This is a genomic window from Pseudomonas migulae (assembly GCF_043225285.1).
GTDB lineage: Bacteria > Pseudomonadota > Gammaproteobacteria > Pseudomonadales > Pseudomonadaceae > Aquipseudomonas > Aquipseudomonas migulae_C.
Genome location: NZ_CP171224.1, coordinates 2,051,882 through 2,068,104, shown reverse-complemented (window position 1 = coordinate 2,068,104; position 16,223 = coordinate 2,051,882). Strand labels below are relative to the sequence as shown.

The 16,223-nt window shown below is 60.8% G+C and carries 13 protein-coding genes; 6 read left to right on the top strand and 7 right to left on the bottom strand.

Going from position 1 to position 16,223, the window contains the following annotated elements; all coding sequences use genetic code 11:
• The first annotated feature begins 12 nt into the window (after window positions 1–12).
• On the top strand, window positions 13–477 hold the full coding sequence (gene bfr, locus ACF6ZU_RS09545; protein ID WP_392891843.1) for a bacterioferritin: 465 nt from the start codon (window positions 13–15) through the stop codon (window positions 475–477).
• Between the two features lie 65 nt (window positions 478–542).
• Here the strand turns inward: bfr and uvrA are convergent, their stop codons facing one another.
• Window positions 543–3,377: an excinuclease ABC subunit UvrA gene (uvrA, locus tag ACF6ZU_RS09540; RefSeq protein ID WP_392891841.1), complete on the bottom strand. Its 2,835-nt coding sequence runs from the start codon at window positions 3,375–3,377 to the stop codon at window positions 543–545.
• 192 nt (window positions 3,378–3,569) lie between these two features.
• Between uvrA and ACF6ZU_RS09535 the strand changes: the two genes are divergently transcribed.
• Together ACF6ZU_RS09535 and ACF6ZU_RS09530 are read left to right on the top strand one after the other, a co-directional pair.
• The gene (locus ACF6ZU_RS09535) at window positions 3,570–4,967 is read left to right on the top strand and encodes an MFS transporter (RefSeq protein ID WP_392891839.1); all 1,398 of its coding nucleotides are present in this window, start codon (window positions 3,570–3,572) and stop codon (window positions 4,965–4,967) included.
• Window positions 4,968–4,976: 9 nt separating this feature from the next.
• Window positions 4,977–5,498, top strand: a complete 522-nt coding sequence (locus tag ACF6ZU_RS09530) for a single-stranded DNA-binding protein (RefSeq protein ID WP_046028847.1) — start codon at window positions 4,977–4,979, stop codon at window positions 5,496–5,498.
• A gap of 187 nt (window positions 5,499–5,685) precedes the next feature.
• Here the strand turns inward: ACF6ZU_RS09530 and ACF6ZU_RS09525 are convergent, their stop codons facing one another.
• Window positions 5,686–7,890: an OsmC domain/YcaO domain-containing protein gene (locus tag ACF6ZU_RS09525; RefSeq protein WP_392891836.1), complete on the bottom strand. Its 2,205-nt coding sequence runs from the start codon at window positions 7,888–7,890 to the stop codon at window positions 5,686–5,688.
• 263 nt (window positions 7,891–8,153) lie between these two features.
• Complete coding sequence (locus ACF6ZU_RS09520; protein ID WP_392891834.1) at window positions 8,154–8,702, bottom strand: cysteine hydrolase family protein; 549 nt, start codon at window positions 8,700–8,702, stop codon at window positions 8,154–8,156.
• Between the two features lie 101 nt (window positions 8,703–8,803).
• Between ACF6ZU_RS09520 and ACF6ZU_RS09515 the strand changes: the two genes are divergently transcribed.
• From ACF6ZU_RS09515 to ACF6ZU_RS09505, 3 genes are all read left to right on the top strand, one after another.
• A complete protein-coding gene (locus ACF6ZU_RS09515; protein WP_392891832.1) occupies window positions 8,804–9,802 on the top strand; it encodes a GlxA family transcriptional regulator in 999 nt (332 codons plus the stop codon).
• A gap of 277 nt (window positions 9,803–10,079) precedes the next feature.
• On the top strand, window positions 10,080–11,189 hold the full coding sequence (locus ACF6ZU_RS09510; protein WP_392891830.1) for a DUF3182 family protein: 1,110 nt from the start codon (window positions 10,080–10,082) through the stop codon (window positions 11,187–11,189).
• On the top strand, window positions 11,179–11,937 hold the full coding sequence (locus tag ACF6ZU_RS09505; RefSeq protein WP_392891828.1) for an alpha/beta hydrolase family protein: 759 nt from the start codon (window positions 11,179–11,181) through the stop codon (window positions 11,935–11,937). Before ACF6ZU_RS09510 ends, ACF6ZU_RS09505 begins: the two co-directional genes overlap by 11 nt.
• A gap of 106 nt (window positions 11,938–12,043) precedes the next feature.
• Here the strand turns inward: ACF6ZU_RS09505 and ACF6ZU_RS09500 are convergent, their stop codons facing one another.
• The 4 genes from ACF6ZU_RS09500 to ACF6ZU_RS09485 are packed head-to-tail and all read right to left on the bottom strand — an operon-like array spanning window position 12,044 to window position 16,029.
• Window positions 12,044–13,030, bottom strand: a complete 987-nt coding sequence (locus tag ACF6ZU_RS09500) for a lysylphosphatidylglycerol synthase domain-containing protein (RefSeq protein WP_392891826.1) — start codon at window positions 13,028–13,030, stop codon at window positions 12,044–12,046.
• On the bottom strand, window positions 13,017–14,312 hold the full coding sequence (clsB, locus tag ACF6ZU_RS09495; protein ID WP_392891824.1) for a cardiolipin synthase ClsB: 1,296 nt from the start codon (window positions 14,310–14,312) through the stop codon (window positions 13,017–13,019). The genes ACF6ZU_RS09500 and clsB overlap by 14 nt, the downstream gene beginning before the upstream one ends.
• Window positions 14,309–15,106 carry an endonuclease/exonuclease/phosphatase family protein gene (locus tag ACF6ZU_RS09490; RefSeq protein WP_392891822.1) on the bottom strand — a complete coding sequence of 266 codons (798 nt, stop codon included), beginning with the start codon at window positions 15,104–15,106 and terminating at the stop codon, window positions 14,309–14,311. Before ACF6ZU_RS09490 ends, clsB begins: the two co-directional genes overlap by 4 nt.
• A complete protein-coding gene (locus tag ACF6ZU_RS09485; protein ID WP_392891821.1) occupies window positions 15,103–16,029 on the bottom strand; it encodes a DUF72 domain-containing protein in 927 nt (308 codons plus the stop codon). The genes ACF6ZU_RS09490 and ACF6ZU_RS09485 overlap by 4 nt, the downstream gene beginning before the upstream one ends.
• Between the last annotated feature and the right edge of the window lie 194 nt (window positions 16,030–16,223).

Below are 16,223 nucleotides of genomic sequence, written 5' to 3'. Positions count from 1 at the left end.
AGATGTAGGGCGATGCAAGGCCACCCAGACGTAATCGATTACCTCAACACGTTGCTGACCGGCGAACTGGCCGCGCGTGATCAATATTTCGTTCACTCGCGGATGTATGAGGACTGGGGATTCACCAAGCTCTACGAACGAATCAACCACGAGATGGAAGAGGAGGCAGGTCACGCCGATGCGTTGATGCGCCGAATCCTGATGCTGGAAGGTACGCCACGCATGCGTCCGGATGATCTCGATGTCGGTACGACTGTGCCGGACATGCTCGCTGCAGACCTGCGCCTGGAATACAAAGTCCGCGCCGCACTGTGCAAGGGCATCGAGCTCTGCGAGAAGCATAAGGACTACGTCAGCCGCGAGATGCTGCGTATTCAGCTGAACGATACCGAGGAAGATCACACTTACTGGCTCGAGAAGCAGTTGGGTCTGATCAAGTTGATCGGTCTTGAGAATTACCTGCAATCTCACGCTTGATTGCTCCCGATACAAAAAAGCCCCTGTCACCGACAAAGTGACAGGGGCTTTTTCATGGGCCTGATTCAGTCCCGGTCGCGAGCCAGCAGTGGTTTGAGGTAGTAACCGGTGTGAGACTGCTTCATCTCGGAAACCTCTTCCGGCGTACCGACGGCAATGATCTGTCCGCCTTTGGAACCGCCTTCCGGCCCCAGATCCACCAGCCAGTCGGCCGTCTTGATCACGTCCAGGTTGTGCTCGATCACCACCACGGTGTTGCCGTGGTCGCGCAGTCGATGCAGCACGTCGAGCAGTTGCTGGATATCCGCGAAGTGCAAACCGGTGGTTGGCTCATCGAGGATGTACAGCGTCTTGCCGGTGTCACGCTTGGACAGCTCACGGGATAGCTTCACCCGCTGTGCTTCACCGCCGGACAGCGTGGTCGCCGATTGTCCCAGCTTGATGTACGAAAGGCCGACATCCATCAACGTCTGAAGCTTGCGCGCCAGCGCCGGTACTGCGTCGAAGAACACCCGGGCTTCCTCGATGGTCATTTCGAGGGTCTCGTGGATGCTCTTGCCCTTGTACTTGATCTCCAGCGTTTCGCGGTTGTAGCGCTTGCTCTTGCAGACGTCGCACGGAACATAGATGTCCGGCAGGAAGTGCATTTCAACCTTGATCAGGCCATCGCCCTGGCAGGCCTCGCAGCGGCCGCCCTTCACGTTGAAGGAGAAACGCCCCGGCCCGTAACCGCGCGAGCGGGATTCCGGCACGCCGGCGAACAGTTCGCGAATCGGCGTGAACAGCCCGGTATACGTCGCCGGGTTGGAGCGAGGGGTGCGACCGATCGGGCTCTGGTCAATGTCGACGACCTTGTCCAGGTGCTCCAGACCCTTGATGCTGTCGTGAGCCGCGGCCTCCAGCGTCGTGGCACCGTTGAGTGCCGTAGCGCTCAAGGGGAACAGCGTGTTGTTGATCAGGGTGGACTTGCCCGAACCGGACACGCCGGTGACACACGTCAGCAGGCCAATCGGGATCTCCAGATCGACATTGCGCAGGTTGTTGCCGCGAGCGCCCTTGAGGGACAGCGACAGCTTCTTGTTGCGCGGTGTGCGTTTGGCCGGAACGGCAATCTTCACCCGGCCTGACAAGTACTTGCCGGTCAGCGAGTCGGGGTGAGCCATCACTTCCGCCGGAGTACCTTCGGCGACGATATGCCCGCCGTGCACGCCGGCGCCCGGGCCGATATCCACGACGTAGTCCGCCAGGCGAATGGCGTCCTCGTCATGCTCGACCACGATCACCGTGTTGCCGATATCGCGCAGGTGCTTGAGCGTGCCCAGCAACCGATCGTTATCGCGCTGATGCAGGCCAATCGAAGGCTCATCGAGGATATACAGAACGCCCACCAGACCGGCACCGATCTGACTGGCCAGACGAATCCGCTGTGCTTCACCACCCGACAGCGTGTCGGCACTGCGATCCAGAGACAGATAGTCGAGGCCTACGTTGACCAGGAACTGCAGGCGCTCGCGGATTTCCTTGAGGATCTTGTCGGCAATCTCGCCACGACGTCCGGTCAGTTTCAGCACGCCGAAATAGTCGCAGGCATCGCCAATCGGCAGATTGGTCACCGCCGGCAGTGTTTTCTCGCCGACCCACACATGCCGCGCCTCACGACGTAGGCGGGTGCCGCGGCAATCCGGGCAAGGCTGGGTGCTGAGGAACCTGGCCAGCTCTTCACGCACCGAGGCGGACTCGGTTTCGCGGTAGCGGCGTTCCAGGTTCGGCACGATGCCTTCGAACGGGTGCGAGCGTTTGACGATATCGCCCCGGTCGTTCAGGTATTTGAAGTCGACGTTTTGCGATCCGCTGCCGTGCAGGATGAATTTCTGCTGATCGGCCGGCAGTTCGTTGAACGGCACTTCCAGGCTGAACTTGTAGTGAGCCGCCAGCGACCCGAGCATCTGGAAGTAATAGACGTTGCGCCTGTCCCAGCCGCGAATCGCCCCTTCGGCCAGAGTCAGTTCGCCGTTGACCAGTCGCTTGATGTCGAAGAACTGCTTAACCCCCAGGCCATCGCACGTCGGGCAGGCGCCGGCCGGGTTGTTGAAAGAGAACAGCTTGGGTTCCAGCTCGCTGATGGCGTGGCCGCAGATCGGGCAGGCGAAGCGCGCGGAGAAGATGATCTCTTCACCCGGTTCGTCGTCCATTGGCGCCACAAGGGCGATGCCGTCGGCCAGTTTCAGCGCGGTCTCGAAGGATTCGGCCAAGCGCTGTTGCAGATCGGCACGGACCTTGAAGCGGTCGACGACCACATCGATCGAATGCTTCTTCTGCTTATCCAGCTTCGGCAGCTCATCCAGCTCGCAGATCCTGCCGTTGACCCGGGCACGGACGAAACCCTGCGCGCGCAGTTCTTCGAAGACCGAAAGGTGTTCGCCCTTGCGCTCGCGGATCACCGGGGCCAGCAACATCAGCTTGCTGCCTTCCGGTTGGGCGAGGACCAGGTCGACCATCTGGCTGACGGTCTGCGCTTCCAGCGGAATGTCGTGATCCGGGCAGCGCGGAATACCTACGCGTGCGTACAGCAGGCGCAGGTAATCGTAGATTTCGGTGATGGTGCCGACGGTCGAACGCGGGTTGTGCGAGGTCGACTTCTGCTCGATGGAAATGGCTGGCGACAGGCCTTCGATGGTGTCGACGTCAGGTTTTTCCATCATCGACAAAAACTGCCGGGCATAGGCCGACAGCGACTCGACATAGCGGCGCTGGCCTTCGGCGTACAGCGTGTCGAAGGCCAGGGACGATTTGCCGGATCCGGACAGGCCGGTGATGACGATCAGTTTGTCCCGTGGCAGGGTCAGGTCGATGTTCTTCAGGTTGTGGGTCCGGGCCCCACGAATCAGGATCTTGTCCAAAAGTGGCCTCGCTTGGCGGGCGTCGAAAACGTAGGAGTATACGGCCAAATACTGGATGGATGCACACTATCAAACGAGTGGATGGCTGACTTACATGAAGAGTCTGTCAGCGGAGCGCGTCAAAGCGTCGCGATATACCCTGTCAATCGATGGGACTGGTAGAATCGCCGCCGGTTCACATGAGGTTTTTCCATGCACGATCCCCACAGCGAACGCATGAGTGGCAGTGAGACCCGCGCGGCAAGCGGTCTGGCCCTCGTGTTCGCCTTCCGTATGCTTGGCATGTTCATGGTGTTGCCGGTATTGGCGACCTATGGGATGGATCTGGCAGGAGCGACCCCGGCCCTCATCGGGCTGGCGATTGGCGCTTATGGCCTGACCCAGGCGATTTTCCAGATTCCCTTCGGTTTCATTTCCGACCGCATCGGCCGCCGGCCGGTGATTTACCTGGGGCTGATCGTCTTCGCCCTCGGCAGCGTGCTGGCAGCCAACGCCGATTCGATCTGGGGCGTAATCGCCGGACGAATCCTGCAAGGCGCCGGGGCGATTTCCGCAGCGGTCATGGCGTTGCTGTCTGACCTGACCCGCGAGCAGCATCGGACCAAAGCCATGGCCATGATCGGCATGACGATCGGCCTGTCGTTCGCGGTCGCCATGGTCGTAGGACCGTTGCTGACCCGCGCTTTCGGTTTGTCCGGGTTGTTCCTCGCCACGGGTGGCATGGCGCTGGTGGGCATTGTGATCGTGATGTTCATGGTGCCGCGTGCCACCGGGCCGTTGCAGCACCGTGAATCCGGTGTCGCGCGCCAGGCGCTGATGCCGACGCTCAAGCACCCGGACCTGCTGCGTCTGGACCTGGGTATTTTTGTGTTGCACGCGATGTTGATGTCGAGCTTCGTTGCACTGCCGCTGGCCCTGGTGGAAAAAGCCGGGCTGCCCAAGGAGCAGCATTGGTGGGTCTACCTCACTGCGCTGCTGATTTCCTTCTTCGCCATGATCCCGTTCATTATCTACGGCGAGAAGAAACGCAAAATGAAACGAGTTTTGTTGGGCGCAGTGCTGACGCTGATGCTCACTGAGCTATTCTTCTGGCAGTTCGGCGATAGCTTGCGGGCTCTGGTGATCGGGACGGTGGTGTTCTTTACCGCGTTCAACTTGCTGGAAGCTTCGTTGCCATCGCTGATCAGCAAGGTTTCACCGGCGGGCGGCAAGGGCACTGCGATGGGGGTTTATTCCACCAGCCAATTCCTCGGATCGGCACTGGGCGGGATACTCGGCGGCTGGATGTTCCAGCATGGCGGCCTGTCGGTTGTCTTCCTCGGATGCGCCGGCCTGGCTGCCCTCTGGCTGGCCTTTGCTGTTACCATGCGCGAACCTCCCTACGTGACGAGCCTGCGCTTGCCGTTGTCGCCCGAGGCGATCCGCGAAGCGGGTCTGGTCGAGCGCCTCATGGCCGTTGTAGGGGTAACAGATGCAGTGATCATCGCGGATGAAGCGGCGATTTACATCAAATTGGACACCGAACTATTGGATCGCACTACCCTCGAGCGCCTGGTGAACAACCCGGCCGGGGCAGCGTGCGAAGCCTAGGAGAACGTTATGGCCCGTGGGGTTAACAAAGTCATATTGGTCGGCACTTGCGGCCAGGATCCCGAAGTTCGCTACCTGCCTAACGGTAACGCCGTGACCAACCTGAGTCTGGCGACCAGCGAACAGTGGACCGACAAGCAAACCGGTCAGAAGGTCGAGAAGACCGAATGGCACCGTGTATCGATGTTCGGCAAGGTGGCGGAAATCGCCGGCGAATACTTGCGTAAAGGTTCGCAGGTCTACATCGAAGGCAAGCTGCAGACCCGCGAGTGGGAAAAAGACGGTATCAAGCGTTACACCACCGAAATCGTGGTCGACATGCAAGGCACCATGCAGCTGCTGGGTGGCCGTCCACAACAGGGCGACCAACAAGGCGGGGGCAATAACTACCAGCAGTCCGCCCCGGCGCCACGTCAACAGGCTCCGCGTCCGCAGCAGTCGGCTCCGCAACAGTCGCGCCCGGCTCCACAGCAGGCCGCCCCGCAGCCGGCTCCGGATTTCGACAGCTTTGATGACGATATCCCGTTCTAGGATATGGCTTAGACCTTTGTAAGGTTTAACCTCGAAACCCCCGATCAGTCCTCTGGACTGGTCGGGGGTTTTCTTTTGTACATTAATTTGTAGGAGCCAGCTTGCTGGCGATGGCGTCCATTCAGTCAATAAGCAGGTTGACTGAACCTCCACCATCGCCAGCAAGCCGGCTCCTACAGATTTGCGCTCAGCGGGATGACGTGGTTACCGCGGCCCGCGCCGCGTGCAGTTTTTTGTAGCTGTCGATCAGACGCAGATGCCGGTCGAGCCCCTCCAGTTTCATGCTGGTCGGCGTCAAGCCATGGAAACGCACGGTGCCTTCCACCGAGCCGATTGCCGCATCTGTCCGCTCGTTGCCGAACATCCGACGGAAGTTGGCTTCGTAGTCTTCCAGCTCCAGGTCTTCGTCCAGCTTCATCTCCAGCACCACATTGACGGCCTGGTAGAACAAGCCGCGCTCAACCGTGTTGTCGTTGTACTGCAGGAACATTTCCACCGCTTCTTTCGCCTCTTCGAATTGTTGCAGGGCGAGATAAATCAGCAGTTTCAACTCCAGGATCGTCAACTGACCCCAGGCGGTGTTGTCATCGAATTCGATGCCGATCAAGGAGGTGATGTCGGTGTAGTCGTCCAGCTCGCTTTCCACCAGACGCTCGACCAGCGCTTGCAGTTCTGCTTCGTCCAGGCGATGCAGGTTGAGGATGTCTTCGCGGAAAAACAGCGCCTTGTTGGTGTTGTCCCAGATCAGGTCGTCTGCCGGATAAATTTCCGAGTAGTCGGGCACCAGGATGCGGCAGGCGGTCGCGCCGATATGCTCGTAGACCGCCATGTACACTTCCTTGCCCATGCCTTCGAGAATGCCAAACAAGGTCGCGGCTTCCTCGGCGTTCGAGTTTTCACCCTGGCCGGAGAAGTCCCACTCGACGAATTCGTAGTCCGATTTGGAACTGAAGAAGCGCCACGACACCACGCCGCTGGAGTCGATGAAGTGCTCGACGAAGTTGTTCGGCTCGGTCACCGCATGCCCTTCGAACGTCGGCTGAGGCAAGTCGTTGAGGCCTTCGAAGCTGCGGCCCTGAAGCAGCTCGGTGAGGCTGCGTTCCAGCGCCACTTCCAGGCTCGGGTGCGCGCCGAACGAGGCGAACACACCGCCGGTACGCGGGTTCATCAGGGTGACGCACATCACCGGGAATTCGCCACCCAGGGACGCGTCCTTCACCAGCACCGGGAAACCCTGTTCCTCCAGCGCCTGGATACCGGCCAGTATGCCGGGGTATTTCGCCAGCACCTCGGTCGGCACGTCCGGAAGGGCAAATTCACCTTCGATGATTTCGCGTTTCACCGCGCGTTCGAAGATCTCCGACAGGCACTGCACCTGGGCCTCGGCCAAGGTGTTGCCGGCACTCATGCCGTTGCTCAGGAACAGGTTTTCAATCAGGTTGGATGGGAAATACACCACTTCGCCGTCCGACTGACGCACGTACGGCAGCGAGCAGATGCCGCGCTCTTCGTTGCCCGAGTTGGTGTCGATCAGATGGGAGCCGCGCAGCTCGCCGTCGCGGTTGTAAATCTTCAGGCAGTACTCGTCGAGAATTTCAGTCGGCAGCGCGTCTTTGCGCCCAGGCTTGAACCAGCGCTCGTCCGGGTAGTGCACGAACGCCGCGTTGGCGATGTCTTCGCCCCAGAACTGGTCGTTGTAGAAGAAGTTGCAGTTGAGCCGCTCGATGAACTCGCCCAGCGCCGACGCCAGCGCGCTTTCCTTGGTCGAACCCTTGCCGTTGGTGAAGCACATCGGCGAATGCGCATCGCGGATATGCAGCGACCACACGTTGGGCACGATATTGCGCCACGAGGCGATTTCGATCTTCATGCCCAGGTCCGCCAGAATCGCCGACATGTTGGCGATGGTCTGCTCCAGCGGCAGGTCCTTGCCCGCAATGTAAGTGCTGGCGTCTGAAGTGGAGGCAGGCATCAGCAACGCCTGGGCGTCGGCGTCGAGGTTTTCCACCTCTTCGATCACAAATTCAGGCCCGGCCTGCACCACTTTTTTCACGGTGCAACGGTCGATGGAACGCAGGATGCCCAGGCGGTCCTTGTCGGAGATGTCCGCAGGCAACTCGACCTGAATCTTGAAAATCTGGTTGTAGCGGTTTTCCGGGTCAACAATGTTGTTCTGCGACAGGCGAATGTTATCCGTGGGGATATTGCGCGTGCTGCAGTACAACTTCACGAAGTACGCCGCACATAGCGCCGACGAAGCCAGGAAGTAGTCGAACGGGCCCGGTGCCGAGCCATCGCCCTTGTAGCGGATAGGTTGGTCGGCCACCACCGTGAAGTCATCGAACTTGGCTTCAAGCCGAAGGTTGTCGAGAAAGTTGACCTTGATTTCCATGGGGGATTACCAGATAGCGGCTAGACGATTTGGCCGCCATTATCCGGCTTTTCAGCGGTAAGTCTTGTGGTTGTCAGGTCGTCGATCAGGTTTAGACCTGTTTCTGCGCAATGCCCGATGCACGGCAGCGGGCAAAAAAAGCAGAAAGCGCACACCGACCCATTGTAGGAGCGAGCCTGCTCGCGAAAAACGTTTGGACGACGCTCGCGTTATCGTTTTCGTCCTTCGCGAGCAGGCTCGCTCCTACAGGGGGAATGCGCAGGTCAACCCGCCAGGAACTCGTCGGTGGACACCACGTTGGCATAGGCAAATCCCAATGCCGACATGAAGGCGGCGTGAACGTGGGCGGCCGGCACGGTGAGACCGTTGAATTCCAGGTCACGTGAGGCACAGGCGTCATGAATCACCGTGACGCTGTAGCCGAGGTCGTTGGCGGCGCGGGTGATACCGTCGACACACATGTGGCTCATACTGCCAACCACCACCAACTCCTTGATGCCTTGCTCGTCGAGAATCGACTGCAGTTCGGTTTCGCGGAACGAGTTGACGAAATGCTTGAGCACCACCGGCTCATCGGCGCGGTTGAGAACTTTGGGGTGCAGCTTCGCGCCTTCGGAACCTGGGGTGAAGAAGGGCGCTTCCTCGGAAGTGAATTCGTGGCGAATGTGCACCACCGAATCACCAGCATCGCGAAAGGCTTTGAGCAGACGTACGGCGTTGTCCGCAGCAGCGTCGGCGCCGACCAGCGGCCACTTGCCCTGAGGGAAGTAGTCGTTTTGGATATCAACTACGATGAGTGCTTGCTTGGCCATGACTGTTTCCTCGAAGTGTGTGTTGGTGTGGAATGAAGTATTGGCTCTGGCGGCCCGCGCGAGGATTGGCCGCACCGACAATTGCAGGGGGAAAACTGACAATGGAAGCACAAAGGACAATCGCCGAACTGGGCGTGCTGATTTATCCCGGCGCACAGATGGCGGCGGTGCACGGTTTGACCGACTTGTTCAGCGTGGCGAACCGGATTGCCGCCGAGCATGAGTCGGCGCAGTTGCCGCTGCTGCGGGTCAGCCACTGGCAGGTCAATGGCGATCAGGCACCCGAACGCATCTATGACAGTCATCCCGCGCTGGATGGCGGGTTGGTGGCGGTGCTGATCCCGCCGTCAATTGGCGGTTTTTCCGAAGGCCAGGCGCCCGAGGGCTTGCTGAGCTGGATTCGTCAGCAACATGCACAAGGCGCGACGCTCGGCGGCGTGTGCGTGGGCTCGATTCTATTGGCCGAAAGCGGCTTGCTCGACGGTCGCAGCGCCACCACCCACTGGACCTCGGCCAAGGCCTTTGCCGAGCGTTATCCAGCAATCAAGCTCAAGGCCGATACACCGATCGTCGATGACGGCGACCTGATTACCACCGCCGGGCTGATGGCCTGGTCCGAGCTGGGTTTACGCCTGGTGGACCGCTTGCTGGGGCCGAGCATCGCCACCGGCACCGCGCGATTCCTGGTGGTGGAACACAGCGACAGCGCGAGCGAATGCGGCAGCAATTTTTCGCCGATTCTCAGCCATGGCGACGCGTCGATTCTCAAGGTCCAGCACTGGCTGCAAAGCACCGGCGCGACCGAGGTGTCGCTGACGACAATGGCCGAGCGGGCAGGGCTGGAAGAGCGCACCTTCCTGCGCCGGTTCCGCGCGGCGACCGGGTTGAAGCCCACTGAGTATTGCCAGCATCTGCGGGTCGGCAAGGCTCGGGAAATGCTCGAATTCACCAACGGCACCATCGACCACATTGCCTGGACGGTGGGCTATCAGGACCCGAGCGCCTTTCGCGCGACGTTCAAGAAGATTACCGGGCTGGCGCCGAGTGATTATCGAACGCGGTTTGGTGTTTCACCGGGTGCCGTAGCCCGATCCTTGTAGGAGCGAGCCTGCTCGCGATGGGCGTGAACGATAACGCATGTTGTCTGGATGAAAGCGTCGCCCTCAGGTTCATCGCGAGCAGGCTCGCTCCTACAAGGGAACTGCGGTCGTGCAAAATGCCGGGAGCGAAATGGCGGTCGTGCAGAATGAGGCAGGCTTAGTGCTATCACCGATTCGGCAACTGTTTGAATTGTCGATTATTTCAACTCAGGCGTCCTTGGCCTGATCTCTGCACCCCTTTCACTACATTCATCCAGCGCCGATTGAAGGGGGAAGCATGACCCCAACAAACCGCAAGAAACTGGTGGTCGCCCATTCCGTGCGACCCGACGCGCCACAGCACGAGGTCGAGACCAACCGCGCGCTGGCCCGCTGGCTGGCGCAGATCCTCGGGCTCAAGTTCGGCGGTAGTTTTGACCCCGATCGGCACAGCGGTCGCGACCTTTACCTGCTGCCTACTCAAACCGTGGTCGGCGCTGCGGCGGCGCGAAAGCTGGGCGTCAGCGGGCCGGGGGATTTGTGGGGTGGTTATGTCGAGCATGATTTCATCTGCACCAAAGCGATCAGCCACGGCCTGCGCAATAAAAATGCTCTCGCGCCGCAGGGCTGGTCGCCCTTGTTTTCCGAGCAGGTGCGCAACGTGGTGCTCGATGGCTTGAGCGTGTTTTCCCTCGACGATGCGCGTCCGGCGGCGGAGCATTTGCTCTACAGCGGGCCGATTCGCCTGAAGCCGATTCACGCCTGCGCCGGCCGCGGTCAGGAGGTCATCCGAAGTCTCGACCAATTCGACGAAATTCTCGCCAGGCCCGAAGCCAAAGCCCTGTTCAACGAAGGCGTGGTCCTTGAGCAGGACCTGAGCGAGGTGGTGACCCACAGCGTTGGCCAGAGCTTCATCGGCGACAAACTGCTGAGTTACTGCGGTGATCAATACTTGACCGACGACGCCCGGGGCGAGCAGGTTTATGGAGGGTCCAACCTGCTCGTGGTGCAAGGCGACTACGACGATTTGCTGGCGCTGGACCTGCCCGATGACGTGCGCCTGGCCATCCGCCAAGCGCAGGTGTTCGACCGTGCGGCGGACGAAGCCTACCCCGGTTTCTACGCGTCGCGGCGCAACTACGACATTGCCCAGGGCCTGGACAGCAGCGGTCAATCGCGCAGCGGCGTGCTCGAGCAGTCCTGGCGCATGGGCGGTGCCAGCAGCGCCGAAGTGGCGGCGTTGCAGAGCTTCGTCAACGACCCAGGAATGCGCGCGATCCGCGTTTCCTCGGTGGAAACCTACATCGATCAGCCGCTGCCGGCGGACGCCATCGAGGTGTACCGCGGCCCGGCGGAAAACAGTGAATTTCTCCTCAAGTACGTGACGGTCAATTCCTATGACGGCTAGAAGCGAAACCATTCAGATCGACATCGACGATGAACAGATGAGCGGGACTTTTCTCAGCCCCAAATCCAAGGTCCCCGGCGTGCTGTTCGTGCACGGCTGGGGCGGCAGTCAGGAGCGTGATCTTGAGCGGGCCAAAGGCATCGCCGGCCTGGGTTGCGTGTGCCTGACGTTCGATTTGCGCGGGCATACCGGCGGCACCGGGATTCCGCTGACGCGGGTCAGCCGCGAGGACAACCTGCGTGATCTGCTGGCGGCGTATGACCGACTGCTGGCGCATCCGGCGCTCGATACGTCGGCGATTGCCGTGGTCGGCACCAGTTATGGCGGGTACCTGGCGTCGATCCTGACCTCATTGCGGCCCGTGCGCTGGCTGGCGTTGCGAGTGCCGGCGCTGTACCGCGACGAGCAATGGCACACGCCCAAGCGCGAACTGGACAAGCTCGATTTGCGCGATTACCGCAGCACGCTGGTGCGCGCCGACAGCAACCGCGCGCTGCATGCCTGTTCGCAATTCACCGGGGATGTGTTGCTGGTGGAATCCGAGACTGACGATTACGTGCCCCACGCGACGATCATGAGTTACCGCGCCGCGTGCCAGCAGACGCATTCGCTGACCCACCGGATCATCGACGGCGCCGATCACGCGTTGAGCGAGCCGGTGTCGCAGCAGGCGTACACCTCAATCCTGGTGGACTGGATTACCGAGATGGTGGTTGGGGAGCGGTTGAGCATTATCCAATCAAGTTGAACGTCGGTGGTGCTTTTGCGAATCGCCAGCAAGCCGGCTCCTACAGGTTAGCGCACACCTTGTAGGAGCCGGCTTGCTGGCGATGACGTCCTCGTAAACGCCACGATTATTTAGGTTTCTTGGCAATCCGCAGCGACTTGGCCTTGGCCTCCACAATCAAATACATCACCAGGGTAATCAGCAGCGGCAAAATGAAGTAAATCGCCCGATACGCCAGCAACCCCGCCACCAGACTTCCCCGCGAAGCCTCATGCTGCAGTAACGCGACAAACACCGCCTCCAGCACCCCAAGCCCCGCCGGAATGTGCGTAATCACCCCGGCAATCGCGCTGATCAACAACACCCCCAGCACCAGTGGATAATCCAGTTTGCTCGGCAGCAACGTGAAAATCACCGCGGCCATCAGCGACCAATTCAGCGCACCCAGCGCCAGTTGCAGTACCGCCATGCGCAGGGACGGCAAGTTGATTTCGACGCCACGAATCGCCCATTCCCTGCGCTTGGAAAACTGGCAAGCCGCGAGATAACCCGCGCTCACCAGCAGCAACAAAATCCCCACACCCTGCAACGCACCACTGCTCAGTTTCCAGCCGGGCGGCATCCGCACCAGTCCGCTGCTGAACACCGCACCGGCAATCACCATGTAGCCAAACCAGTTGGTCGCCAGGCTCAGGCCGAGGATTTTCGCGATGTTGCTTTTGCTCACCCCAAGCCGCGAATACAGGCGATAACGCATGGCGATGCCGCCGACCCAGGCGCTGAGGTTGAGGTTGAACGCGTAGCTGATGATGCCCACCGGCAGGATCTGCTTCCAGGTCAGGTCCTGGCGGATGTAGGTGCGGCCGATCAGGTCGAAGCAGGCGTACACCAGAAAACTCACCAGCGTCAGCCCGGAGGCGATGATCAGCGTGCGCACCTTGAAATCGGCGAGGGTGTCGAACACCTCGTTCCATTCGATGCGCTGGGCGAGCATCGTGAACAGCACGATCAGCGCGAGGAAAAACAGCATCGTCAGCGGTTTTTTCCAGCGGCTCCAGCGTGAGTGATGCGGGCTGTCGGCGTGAGCCGGTGAATGTGTTTCAACGCGACTCATGGCGATCACCCCCGGCGAGGTGAGTGAAAGGCTTCAGGCGCGGCTTGTGGGCCGGCAGCCAACCGGCCCACGCCGGGAAGTGCCGCAGGAAGTGAAACACCAGAAAACCGACCGTCATGTGCCAGACCCGTCCACGGGGAGATTTTTCCGCACACATGGCTTTGCAGTGGTTGTCGCTCAGCACCTCGAGGCGCTCGAACAGTTCGCGGTTGAAGGCGCGATCGCGGATCAGCACGTTGGCTTCGAGGTTCATCGACAGGCTCAGCGGATCGAGGTTGCTTGAGCCGACGGTGCTCCAGTCCTCGTCCACCAGCGCAACCTTGCCGTGCAACGGGCGCTCGCAATATTCGTGAATCTGTACGCCGGACTTGAGCAGGTAGTCATAAGTCATGCGCGCCGCCAGTTTGGCCACTAGCATGTCCGGCTGCCCCTGCAGGATCAGCCGTACATCGACGCCTCGGCGGGCGGCGTTGCGGATCTCGCGCAGCAGGCGATAGCCCGGAAAGAAGTAGGCGTTGGCGATCACCACCCGGCGCTGGGCAGTGCGCAGGACCAGTCGGTAAACCTCTTCGATATCGGTGCGATGATCACCGTTGTCGCGATAAACCAGGCGCACCTGGCCATCGTGGTCATTGAAGGCCAGTTCGGAACGGCGTTGCCGACGCCGCTGCCACCAGTACTTGGCCCGCGCCGGTCGACCGCTTTGCAGCAGGGCAAAGTGATGAATGTCGGCCACTGCCGGGCCTTGCACTTCAACCGAATAATCCTGTTTGGCCTCTGGACCGAAATCGGCCAGATGGTCGGCGGAAAAGTTGATCCCGCCGATGAATGCAACCGTGCCATCGACCACCACGATCTTGCGGTGCAGGCGCCGGAACCAGTTGGTGCGAATGCCGAGGTGCTTGGGCGCCGGGTCAAACATCTGAATGTGCACGCCGGCCTCGCTCAACGCGGTGAGGTAGCCGGTGCTCAGCTCGCCACAGCCGAAACCGTCGAGGCTGGCGGTGACCCGCACGCCGCGTTGCGCCGCGTCGATCAGCACTTGCTGCAGTTCGTTGCCGACCTTGTCCTCGAACACGATGAAGGTTTCCAGGAGGATTTCCGTCTTGGCCTGGCGCAAGGCCTCGAACACCCGCGGGAAATACGCCTCGCCGTTTTCCAGCAGTGTCACCCGGTTGTTGCCCTGCCAGCCGTACTCGACGTCGACCACGCCGGGCTCGCGGATCGGCGGGGTGGTGGACAGGTGTTCCACGCTGGTTTTTTCCATCGGTGCGCTGCTCATAGCTCGATCTCCACCGATAACGGTGCGTGGTCGGAAAGGTGGGACCAGGGCCGCGCCGCCAGGACTTGCGGGCGACTGGCCTTGAGGTTGCGCACGTAGATGCGGTCCAGGCGTAGCGTTGGCAGGCGCGCCGGAAAACTGCGCGCCGGTTTGCCGTGGTGTTCGGCGAATACCTCGCGCAGACCGCAGGGTTTGAGCAGGGCATCGGCACGCTGGCGCCAGTCATTGAAGTCGCCGGCAACGATGACCGGAGCATCGTCGGGTAATTCTTCCAGGCGTTGGCGCAACAGCTGCAGCTGTTCATTGCGATGGGTTTCGCGCAGCCCCAGATGGACGCAAATGGCGTGCACTTCCGGGCCGTCGCCGGGCAGGCGCAATACGCAATGCAGGAGGCCGCGGTTTTCATGGCCGCTGATCGAGATGTCGAGGTTGTCGTGGCGAATGATCTGGAATTTCGACAGCAGCGCATTGCCGTGGTCGCCCGCCGGGTACACCGCGTTGCGTCCGTAGGCGAATTGCGGCCACAGGGTGTCGGCGAGGAATTCGTACTGCGGCATCGTCGGCCAGTTGCTGTAGCGCCGGGGATGGTGTTCGTGGGTGCCATGGACTTCCTGCAGAAACACCACGTCGGCGGACACGCTGCGCACCGCTTCACGCAGTTCCGGCAGGATGAAACGCCGGTTGAGCGCGGTAAAACCTTTGTGGGTGTTGACCGTCAGCACAGTGAAACGGCGCACGGCAGCCAGGGTCTGTGGCTGATCCTCGGTGGCGCTGAACGGCTCGGGCCCATTCATGGCAGCACTCCTTCGGCAGCGGGTTCGCCGGGGGCGGTGGCGAGGCCCTTGTCGAGGTGGAAATGCTCGAGCAAGCGGCGGGCATCGAAGGGCGCGCGGACCTTGATGTCATTGTCGAAGTAACAGAACACTTCGCGGGATCTGCACGCCCTGGGCTTTTGTCGCGGCGCGATCAAGTGCGGGTCTGACGGTTGCCGGCCGTGGTGCCAGGCGTCGATCCGATCGCCCCATCGATCCAGCGCTTCGGGGGTGTAACCGCTGGCGTAGAGTTCTTCGGCGCCATGCAGGCGCAGGTAAACGAAGTCACTGGTGAGGTCTTCGCGATAGGGCCATTTTCCGGCAGTGTCAGCGATGACCAGCGCGGCGTTGTGGCGTTTCAGCAGACGGACAAAGGCCGGGTCGATAAAGGTGTCGTTCCTGATTTCGACGGCATGGCGTACGGGCTTTTTCTTGTACGCCTTCAGGCTGGCGTGGCCGTGCAGGTGCGAATCGTGCTGGTGGGCGAGGGCGGTGGCCTGCTCGGTATCGTGGGGCAGTTGTTCGAGAAAGCTTTCGAACAGCTCGGCGTCGAATTTGAAACTGGGCGGAAACTGCCAGAGGATCGGCCCGAGCTTTTCCTTGAGTTCGAGTACCCCGGAGGCGAAGAAATTGGCCAAGGGTATGTGGATGTCACGCAGGCGTCTGATGTGGGTGATGAAGCGCGGGGCCTTGAGGCTGAAGACGAAGTCTCTCGGGGTGTCGGCGTACCACTCGGCGTAGCGTTCAGGCCGTTGCAGGGCGTAGAACGATCCATTGATTTCGATGCTGTTCACTGCCCGCGAGGCGAATTGCAGTTCGCGCTTCTGGGTCAGCCCCTCCGGGTAGAAATCCCCCCGCCAGGGCGTGTAGCGCCAGCCAGAAATACCAATGTGAATCGCCGCCATGTCGCCTCCCGTCGGATGGTCCCGGTTGCCCTGTCTTTGGATGACTGCGGGGCAGCGGCGAAAGTTTCGACGGGACTACAAACGGTCGAAGTGTAGGAGCGAGCTTGCTCGCGATGGCTTGGAGAACGACGCTGGGTGTCAGTAAACACGCGTTATCGTTAACGACCATCGCGAGCAAGCTCGCTCCTACAGGG